This window comes from Acidaminococcus nyctereutis (assembly GCF_052216985.1).
In the GTDB taxonomy this organism is placed as follows: Bacteria; Bacillota; Negativicutes; order Acidaminococcales; family Acidaminococcaceae; genus Acidaminococcus; species Acidaminococcus fermentans_A.
In genome coordinates this window covers 1-9,078 of the sequence record NZ_JBQOUY010000047.1, presented here as the reverse complement: position 1 = coordinate 9,078, position 9,078 = coordinate 1, and the positions used below count along the sequence as shown (strand labels likewise).

Here is a 9,078-nt window from a genome sequence, read left to right as displayed (position 1 = left end):
AGCTGAGTTTTGGGGGGAAGGGGGAAGTATACCCTTTTTCTCTTGCCTTTTACTGCCAGGAGTAAAAAGAGACAACAAAAAAGGAGCTGTGAAGAAATGAATCCTCATTTCTTCACAGCTCCTTTTTCTTCCGTTATTTATTTCACCAGGATTCCCAGTTTTTCCAGTGCTTTATGGATGGCCTCCATCTCTTCTTCTGTTCCGGTCTCTACCAGATGGGTATGGACTCCGTTGGACATGCTGGATAGAAGAGGTGCTTTAGTCTCCTCCATCCGCTGGATATAGAGCTGCACATCCCTCCGGGATTTCAGATTCAGTTCCCCCTCCATGTACCCGTAGATTTCATGTTCCACCACCACATTGTGGACAACTCCCCCGTTATCCACAATGGCATTGAGTTCTGCCTCCACCTGCTCCGGGCCATGTTTGCACAGGAACGATTCCCGGCAGCCTTGTTTGTGGAAATCGTGGAGCTGGTAGCCTCGGGGCGTGGAAATGATGGGCATACCACTGGCTCGCAGCAGGGCAATATCGCCTACGATGATCTGCCGGCTGACCTGGCAGACCCGAGCCATCTCCGTTCCCGTAACCGGTTTGGAGGCCTGCTGGAGCATGTTCAGGATGGTATCTCTACGTTCTTTATTTTCCATATGCTTCCCCCCGTCCTTTTCACCTTCTGTTGATCCGTTATCCATTATAAAGGAATTTTTCTAAAAATTCCACATTTCCCGACTTTTTCTTTATTTTCCGTGTCATACAAAAAACCCCAGACTGTCCAAGTCCGGGGTTTTCTGCTGTGCCGTCTGGGCACAGGTTCCGTTTGTAGGGTTCTATTAGATAATGCCTCTCAGTTTCAGGGGTTCTGCCAGTGCGTTCAGAGCTACGATGTAGGCGCCTACCCGCATAGTGGTGTTGTATTTCTTAGCTGCATCATACACATTTGCGAAGGCCTTGACCATCATTTGTTCTTGTCTGTCGATGACTTCTTCTTCCGTCCAGAAGTATCTGTACAGGTTCTGTACCCATTCGAAGTAGGATACGGTTACGCCGCCGCCGTTGGCCAGCACATCGGGAACCACAGGGATGCCTCTCTTTTCCAGGATGGCATCAGCATCAGCATCCGTCGGGCCGTTAGCTGCTTCTACGATCATCTTTGCTTTGATCTTATCAGCGTTCTTGCCGGTGATCTGCAGTTCCAGAGCTGCAGGGATCAGCACGGTGACATCCTGTTCCAGGACTTCTTCATTGCTGATAGCCTGCGCGCCAGGATAGCCTTTGATCACGCCGCCGTTATTCTGGGCATATTCTTCTACTTTATACGGATCGAAGCCATTGGGATCATAGATCCCGCCGCTGATATCGCTCAGGGCTACGATCTTCAGGCCTTTGTCAGCTGCACATTTGGCAGTCCAGGAACCTACGTTGCCGAACCCTTGGATAGCCAGGGTGGCGTCTTCCGGTTTGATGCCTTCTCTCTTCAGCAGTTCCAGAGCAGCCGTTACAACACCCCGCCCCGTTGCGGAAGTCCGTCCCAGGGATCCGCCCATGCTGACGGCTTTCCCGGTGATGAAACCAGGAGTATACTGGCAGTTGATCTTGGAGAATTCATCCAGCATCCAAGCCATGATCTGGGCATTGGTGTTCACATCCGGAGCCGGGATATCTTTCTTTTCCCCGATGATCGGAGCAATCCGGTCGATATAACCGCGGGTGATCCTTTCCAGTTCGCCCTTAGAGACTTTCCGGGGATCTACGATGATGCCGCCCTTGCCGCCGCCGTAAGGCAGTCCAGCGATAGCGCATTTCGTAGTCATCCAGAAGCCCAGAGTCTTCACTTCATCCATGGAAACGTTCTGGTGATACCGCACGCCACCCTTTACAGGACCCAGGACCGTGCTGTTCTGAGAACGGTAGCCGGTGAATACTTCTACATGGCCGTCATCCATCTTTACAGGAATGCTGACTTCCAGAGTACGTTCAGGTTGGGAGATAACAGCCTCAGCGTTGGGATCCAGATTGATCAGTTTGCTTGCTTTTTCCATAGGGATTTTTGCCATTTCAAACAGACTCATTTGTAACGCCTCCTAAAATTGTATCTATTGAACCCTTACAAAACCCTTACAAGTGCATTATAACACGATTCAGAAATAACTGTTTATTTTTTTGTATTTTGTATACAATTAATCGATGCTGTCTTTTCTTGCAATTTTTGTGAAATTTCGTTATGATTGGAACAAACAGCAGTTTGATTTTCTTTCCAAAGGAGGTATTTTCCCTGTATGGACAAGATTGCAGTCCTGAAAAAGTATTTTGGATACACTTCTTTCCGTCCGGGACAGGAAATCCTGATCGATGCCCTGCTCCAGGGGCATGATGCCCTGGGAATCATGCCCACCGGGGCCGGCAAGTCTCTTTGTTACCAAGTCCCGGCCCTGCTTTTTCCTGGAATCACCCTGGTCATCTCGCCGCTGATCTCTCTGATGCAGGATCAAGTCCAGGCTCTAGAAACGGCCGGGATCAAGGCAGCTTACATCAATAGTGCCCTATCCGGGCGGGAATTCTATACTACTCTGGAACAGGCCCGTGCCGGAGCCTATAAAATGATCTATGTGGCGCCCGAACGGCTGGAAACTGAACTGTTCCGTGATTTTGCCAAAGAGGCAGATATTTCCATGGTGGCAGTGGACGAAGCCCATTGCATCTCCCAATGGGGACAGGACTTCCGTCCCAGTTACACCCGGATCCTGGATTTCCTGGAATTCCTTCCAGAGCGGCCGGTGGTAGGAGCCTTCACCGCGACTGCCACGGAACAAGTCCGGGACGACATCCTCCAGAGCCTGGAACTGCGAAGTCCTCGTATCTTAGTCACCGGGTTCGACCGGGCCAATCTGTACTTCGGCGTGGAGCATCCTCAGGACAAGGACGCCTGGGTCCTCCGGTTCCTGAAGGACCATCTGGAGGACAGCGGCATCATCTACTGTTCCACCCGAAAAAATGTAGATAACCTGTACGACAGCCTTTGTGACAAAGGGATCCCAGCAGCCCGGTACCATGCGGGCATGAGCCAGGAAGAACGGCAGAAAGCCCAGGAAGATTTCCAGTATGACCGGGCCCAGGTGATCATTGCGACCAACGCCTTCGGCATGGGAATCGACAAATCCAATGTCCGCTATGTGCTCCACTACAATATGCCCTCCTGCCTGGAAAACTACTACCAAGAAGCCGGGCGGGCCGGCCGTGACGGAGAGCCTGCCGAATGCATCCTGCTCTTTTCCCCCCAGGATGTGATTATCCAGAAATTCTTGCTGGAGCATAAGGAACAAAACGAAGTCCTGGATGAAGTGGAAGAAGCCAATCTCCGGAAGCTCTATGCCATGGAGCATTATTGCCAGACCACCAGCTGTCTGCGCCAGACCCTTCTCCATTATTTTGGGGAGGCTGCTCCTGCCCGCTGCAACCATTGTTCCACCTGCAACGGGGAATACGATGAAATCGACATGACGGAAGAGACCAAGAAAATCGTCAAATGCATCCATGAAGCCCGGCGGCCCTACGGCATAACCTTGATTGCCAACACCCTGGCAGGGAGCCGCTCCACCCGGGTGGAGGAGACGGGCCTTGCCCGGCTGCGGATGTTCGGCGCCCTCCAGCAATATTCTCTGAAAGAAATCAAAGAAATGATCCAGAACCTGTTGGACCAGGAGTATCTGCTGATCACTCGGGACAGATATCCGGTACTGAAGATTGCAAAAAAGATCTGGGAGCTCCAAGACAGCTCCATCCGGGTACTGCTCCGGAAAGAAGCCGGTTCCCTGCCCGATGGCAGATCCGGACGAAAAAAGAAAAAGGTCCTTCCGGAACTGGAACTGCCGGAAGGCTTCACCCTGGAAATGGGGGATGAACTGTTCGACCGTCTCAAAGCCCTGCGGAAACGGTTGGCGGAACAGGCCATGGTTCCGCCCTTTGTGGTGTTCGGGGACCGTACCCTCCACGAGATGTGCCGCCGCCTTCCCCGGACCCATGAGGAATTCCTACAAGTCGCCGGGGTGGGGCAGCACAAGGACGAGAAATACGGAGATGCTTTTCTGGAGGCCATCAACAGATTCTGCAGGGAAAAAGAGGTGTGAGACAACCCATGGGTTGTTCCACACCTCTTTTTTAGCGAAACTGTTCATAGATCTTGCCGAAATCGATTCCACCGATGCTTTTCCCTTCATAAGCTTTGGGCAGCGCCTCCACCACCCCGGCCAAATGGGAAGACGTAATCCCGCATTGGATGCTGAGCCAGGCTTCCAGGAACGCAGCTAGATGGTCACAGCCCTTCAACACCCGTCCATCCACTGGACGGAACCTGTCTTCATTATATTGAGCTGGGATATCCCCTTCCAACAGACAGATCCTGCCGTTTTCCCAAATCCGATTGTCAAATTCATGGACGGTGAAATTCAGGATATCTTCATGCCAGCTGACAGGCAGCAGCGGCAGCAGGATTTCTCCCATCTGCTGCTGTTCGATGTCCTTGATCAAATCCTCCAGGCCTTCGATAGAGCGCTTGATAGGAGAAATGATGTCCCGGGTCAGGACTTCCGGCAGATCATGCCACAGTCCCCCTAGAAAATCGTTCACGATCCTTCCTTTGCAGGCCCCCATGGCTTCGGCACAGAAGTACCCCATGATGGCTACAATCAGCACATGGCCCATGACCGAGGTCTCCGGAACCCGGGGAGACTGGGACCAGCGCTTCTGGAACCGGAGTTTGCCGATCAGATCCACGAATTTCCGGGTCTTCCCGTTCATGGCGATTTTTTGGACACCGGCCAGATTGTAATGGTCCTCGATTTCATCAGCGATCCGCTCCCGGATTTCTTCTACGCCAAAAATCCCTTGATTCATATGATAGATGATCCGGAATTCCCATTCCGTAGCCAGATAATGGGCAGCACGGATCAGCTGCTTTTCCAGAGGATGGCTGTCCCCATCCAAGTACTGCTGCATCTTCTCCATAAAGGCGCTGCCCTCCAGGGAAGGGACCCGGCGGACCAATTCCTTATAGACCCACTGGTTCAGCTGATGGCCGCTTTTTCTCATGAGTTCATGGAATACGGGCGGTTTGATGTCTGTCAGTACCACTCGGTGGAGGAACTCGAAGATCCCCCCCTCTACCAGCACCTGCCAGTCCAAGCTGGCCCCATGGTCCTGTTCCTCATACCGGGACAGCACATAGAGGATCATCATCTTATGGGCCTGTTTATCCAGTTCTGTAAAGCCCTGGGGCCGAATATGATCGTTCCAGCGCTGGATATACGCCGCCTCGAAAATAAACTGGATCAGGTCTCGGGGCAGCGGGATCCTTTTCTCTTGGGTCATGCAAACACCTCCTTGGACAGGTTGCCACAATCCATCGTATTTCATTAGAAATACATCCTGATTGTATCATATTTTTTCCATTCCAGCCAAGGGTGTACCTGCTGCAACCTATTTTCTCCCTGTTGTCAGTTCCAGGTTCCGCAGCAGGATCTTTTTCCCCCGCCAGGCAAAGGAACGGTCTCCGTAGGCTTCCCGGAACTGCCGGTTGGTCATAGCTTCCAGCGTGCTCTCCTCCAACCTGGGAATCCGCTCCTGACGAAACTCCGGCAGTGGCGTTTCTTTTGCCCGGGCATTGTGGGGGCAGCAGTCCTGACATGCATCGCAGCCGAAAATCAGCGGTGTCTTCTGGATGATGGCTGTTTCTTCCGCTGTGAGCTCTCCCTTTTTCTGGGTCAGATAAGATTTGCAGGACCGGTAGTCGTACCGGCCCGACTGGAAACAGTCCCCGGGGCAGGCCCAGCTGCAGCTGCCGCAATGGAGACATTCCTGGTTCCGCGGCTGATCCGGTGTCAAAGGCACAGTGGTCAATACAGCCCCCACGAAGCACCAGGAACCGTAGGTTTCGTTGATCAGGCAGCCGTTGTCTCCCAGGAAACCCACCCCGGCTTGGACCGCCAAATCCCGTTCTGCTAAGGGAGAAGTATCCACAATGGTCATCTGCCGGCTTTCTGGTGCCTGGGCTTGGAGCCAGCCGGCAATCTTCTCCAGATACAGAGGGACTACCTTGTGATAATCGGTTAGCTGGCAGTACAAGGAGAGATTGCTTCCCTTAACCGGTTCCAGGAAATAAGGAAAGAGTGCCACCACAGCTGCCCGGCAGCCGGGAAGGAGCTGGGACAGATCATACCGTTCAGGGCCTTTGCCAGCTGCCAGGGGGCATACTTCTGGCAGGGGGTCCGGAACCGGCAGACGGCAGGGGGCGACGCCCACTTCCGTCAGCCCCAGACTCCGGCAGAATGCTTTCAGGCGCTCTTTGTCCATGGTATCTCTCTCCCTTCCGTATAGGGTCATTATACCATAGCCTTTACAAAAACTCCGTTATCTGATTGTTGATCACTTGGCCCATGATCTGTTTCATGGCCATATACGTGCTGAAAGAGAGGTGGCCGCCCCCGTGAGAAATACTGTCTCCGTAGATTCCTACTTTTAAGAGGATCCGGTTGGTGTAGATCTCTCCATCCCGGTAGACCGCGCCTTCCACTGGCTGTTCCGGATCCAGCTCCTCCGGGACCTGGGAGAAGATTTCCAGTTCATACCGGACCGCTTGGAGATTTTCCGGCCACTGGAGCAGCTCTGACTGAGCCCGCCTTGATTATACCGTACCAGATAGCGAGGGACTCGATGCTGCAGGGGGTTGTCCATCTGGCCCACGAAGATCCCCGGCAGCATGGCTCCGATCAGTAGCCAGCGCCAATATCCTTTTAAACTTTGCTGCGGCATCCTGCTCCCCTCCTTTTTCGTATGCCCATCATAACAGGCCCTATGAAAAAGAAAGCACAAAGCTGTGATTTTTTGGTATAAAAAGAGACTGCTGCGTGGGCAGCAGCCCCTGTCGGAAACTTGCAAGAGAGTACATATTCGCGATTTTCAATTCTGCTCTGCTATATTTTTAAATCCCAGCCCTAAAACTTCTGTGGCTTCGGTTACAATCACAAAGGCTTTATCATCGTTTTCACGGACGATGCTCTTCAGCGTACTGAATTCAGACTTCCTTACAACACAAATCACAATAGAAAGATTTTTTTCCGAATATCCACCTTTTCCATGGACGATTGTTGCAGAACGCTCAAGATCTTCAATGATATGCCGCGTAATGATTTGAGGTTCTTTTGTGATGATGGATACCTGTGTTCCGGTATCATATCCATAAAGGATTGCATCGATTACCTTAGTTTCAGCGTAGAGAGAGGCCATCCCAAATAATCCTGCATCAACATCATGAAATACGAAAATAGAAAATGTCAGGATGATTCCGTCAAGGATCAACAGAGCACGGCCTATGGACACATCCGGGCGTTTTTTCTGGACGAGATATCCAGCAATATCGGTTCCTCCAGTGCTGCATCCAGCAATAAAGATCAATGCCATGCCGATCCCTATCAGAATTCCGCCATACAAGCTACCTAACAGTCGGTTTCCACTGTAAACCGGAAGATTAGGCGCAACCAAATAGTCCAGGATTACGGAACAAACGATGCAGGCCAAAGTCGTTTTAATGGCAAAATGGTGACTTAAATACCGCCATGCTAACACCAGCAAAGGAATGTTTATCGCGAAGGTCAATGCACCGACTGGAAGAGCCGTCAAATAATTCAACATCAATGCAATTCCCACAGCTCCTCCCGGCGCAATATTAGCCGGTCCTACAAAACAAGACGCTCCTATGCTGTAAATGATTGCACCAAAAACAAGAAGCACAAGATTCTTCAGTTTCTCATTATTACTAATGTACCTCATTCCAAATTTCCCCCCTAATCCGTCTGCCTATCTTAAGGCATTGGTGCTGATTGCGTACAAATTCTGTAACGGATTCTGGGAATGAAAATCCGTCAAATCAATACGTAATCTTGTATTTCTTTATTTTTCTCTGTAAAGTCTGCCGCGGTATGCCCAATATTTTAGCAGCCTGTACTAGTTTTCCATGTGCTTTTCTATAGGCCTCTGCAATCAAGTTTCGTTCATATTCCGCCACGGATTCCGTAAGCGGCATTATCTCTTCCTGGTTTTTGTCAGCATCTTTTTCATCTTGGCCATAATCTTCTGGTTGGGTTTCTTGGTCCTGCAGCAACTCTGCTGTACGGCTCCGTAAAGATTCATGGAATTTATCTTCTACATCTTTTAAGCAAAGCCTATTACAATTTGTACTGACCATACTCATTCCATATACGACCATCTTTTCTAATTCTCTTACATTCCCCGGCCAATCATATGATTCAAAAGTCTGTATGAGATCCTTAGAAACATACTCCACATGCTTTTTAAAATTTCATTATACTTGGTGACGTAATATTTCACAAAATAGCTGATGTCTTTCCGTCGTTCCCGCAAAGGCGGAATAGAAATAGACATCATACTCAGTCGATAATAGATATCTTCTCGAAGACAGCCCTCTGCAATGGCCTTAAGAGGAGCTACATTGGTCGCCGCTATGATTTTCACATCCACATGTTTGACTTTTTTAGAACCCAGACTGCGAAAGGTTCCATCTTGCAATACCCGGAGCAGCTTAGCTTGCAATTGAAGAGGCATGGAATTGATTTCATCCAAGAACAATGTCCCTCCATCAGCTAATTCAAATAGCCCCTTTCTTTCTATGGCATCAGTAAATGCGCCTTTCGCTGTGCCGAATAAAATACTTTCGAGCAAGCTATCAGGAATGGCAGCACAGTTCTGAGCAAGGAAAGGAGCGTTTTTTCTGGAACTTGAATTATGAATGGCTTGCGCAAATACTTCTTTTCCAGTTCCTGTCTCACCATAGATCAAAACAGGCAAACTGCAGTTTGCTACGATGTTGATATAAGACTTTGCCCGCTTCATATTTTCATCTACCGCGATAATATCTTTCACGGTAAAAGAAGCAGAACTATGGTTCTATAATAAATGTTGGGGTCTTGTGGACACTCCTGTTCACAAGACCCCTTGTCTTACGATAAAATAAAGACATATCTAAGCTACATTTCACCTCAACCACCACGAAGAACTGAAAGGAGA

At 50.2% G+C, this 9,078-nt stretch carries 9 protein-coding genes; 1 reads left to right on the top strand and 8 read right to left on the bottom strand.

The window, feature by feature from the left end; genetic code table 11:
* Window positions 1-137 precede the first annotated feature (137 nt).
* Together ACTUHY_RS12545 and ACTUHY_RS12540 are read right to left on the bottom strand one after the other, a co-directional pair.
* Window positions 138-650, bottom strand: a complete 513-nt coding sequence (locus ACTUHY_RS12545) for a 3H domain-containing protein (protein WP_442827966.1) — start codon at window positions 648-650, stop codon at window positions 138-140.
* Window positions 651-833: 183 nt separating this feature from the next.
* A complete protein-coding gene (locus ACTUHY_RS12540; RefSeq protein WP_442827965.1) occupies window positions 834-2,072 on the bottom strand; it encodes a Glu/Leu/Phe/Val family dehydrogenase in 1,239 nt (412 codons plus the stop codon).
* 207 nt (window positions 2,073-2,279) lie between these two features.
* Between ACTUHY_RS12540 and recQ the strand changes: the two genes are divergently transcribed.
* Window positions 2,280-4,127, top strand: a complete 1,848-nt coding sequence (gene recQ / locus ACTUHY_RS12535) for a DNA helicase RecQ (protein WP_442827964.1) — start codon at window positions 2,280-2,282, stop codon at window positions 4,125-4,127.
* A 31-nt stretch (window positions 4,128-4,158) separates the two neighbouring features.
* On the opposite strand, the gene ACTUHY_RS12530 is transcribed toward recQ, so the two are convergent.
* From ACTUHY_RS12530 to ACTUHY_RS12505, 6 genes are all read right to left on the bottom strand, one after another.
* Window positions 4,159-5,367 (bottom strand): HD domain-containing protein, encoded by a 1,209-nt coding sequence (locus ACTUHY_RS12530; protein WP_442827963.1) that lies wholly within the window; start codon window positions 5,365-5,367, stop codon window positions 4,159-4,161.
* A gap of 108 nt (window positions 5,368-5,475) precedes the next feature.
* Window positions 5,476-6,348 (bottom strand): epoxyqueuosine reductase, encoded by an 873-nt coding sequence (locus ACTUHY_RS12525; protein WP_442827962.1) that lies wholly within the window; start codon window positions 6,346-6,348, stop codon window positions 5,476-5,478.
* A gap of 165 nt (window positions 6,349-6,513) precedes the next feature.
* A complete protein-coding gene (locus tag ACTUHY_RS12520) occupies window positions 6,514-6,807 on the bottom strand; it encodes a hypothetical protein (RefSeq protein WP_442827961.1) in 294 nt (97 codons plus the stop codon).
* Between the two features lie 147 nt (window positions 6,808-6,954).
* Entirely contained in the window at window positions 6,955-7,824 is an 870-nt protein-coding gene (locus tag ACTUHY_RS12515) for a YitT family protein (protein WP_442827960.1), read from the bottom strand.
* A 97-nt stretch (window positions 7,825-7,921) separates the two neighbouring features.
* The gene (locus ACTUHY_RS12510; RefSeq protein WP_442827959.1) at window positions 7,922-8,338 is read right to left on the bottom strand and encodes a helix-turn-helix domain-containing protein; all 417 of its coding nucleotides are present in this window, start codon (window positions 8,336-8,338) and stop codon (window positions 7,922-7,924) included.
* On the bottom strand, window positions 8,275-8,934 hold the full coding sequence (locus ACTUHY_RS12505; RefSeq protein ID WP_442827958.1) for a sigma 54-interacting transcriptional regulator: 660 nt from the start codon (window positions 8,932-8,934) through the stop codon (window positions 8,275-8,277). The genes ACTUHY_RS12510 and ACTUHY_RS12505 overlap by 64 nt, the downstream gene beginning before the upstream one ends.
* Window positions 8,935-9,078 lie beyond the last annotated feature (144 nt).

Bases quoted from the DNA above. Each gene is read 5' to 3' on its own strand.
- recQ (WP_442827964.1), top strand. From the start codon at position 2,280: ATGGACAAGATTGCAGTCCTGAAAAAGTATTTTGGATACACTTCTTTC.
- ACTUHY_RS12525 (WP_442827962.1), bottom strand. From the start codon at position 6,348: ATGGACAAAGAGCGCCTGAAAGCATTCTGCCGGAGTCTGGGGCTGACG.
- ACTUHY_RS12545 (WP_442827966.1), bottom strand. From the start codon at position 650: ATGGAAAATAAAGAACGTAGAGATACCATCCTGAACATGCTCCAGCAG.
- ACTUHY_RS12515 (WP_442827960.1), bottom strand. From the start codon at position 7,824: ATGAGGTACATTAGTAATAATGAGAAACTGAAGAATCTTGTGCTTCTT.
- ACTUHY_RS12530 (WP_442827963.1), bottom strand. From the start codon at position 5,367: ATGACCCAAGAGAAAAGGATCCCGCTGCCCCGAGACCTGATCCAGTTT.
- ACTUHY_RS12520 (WP_442827961.1), bottom strand. From the start codon at position 6,807: ATGCCGCAGCAAAGTTTAAAAGGATATTGGCGCTGGCTACTGATCGGA.
- ACTUHY_RS12540 (WP_442827965.1), bottom strand. From the start codon at position 2,072: ATGAGTCTGTTTGAAATGGCAAAAATCCCTATGGAAAAAGCAAGCAAA.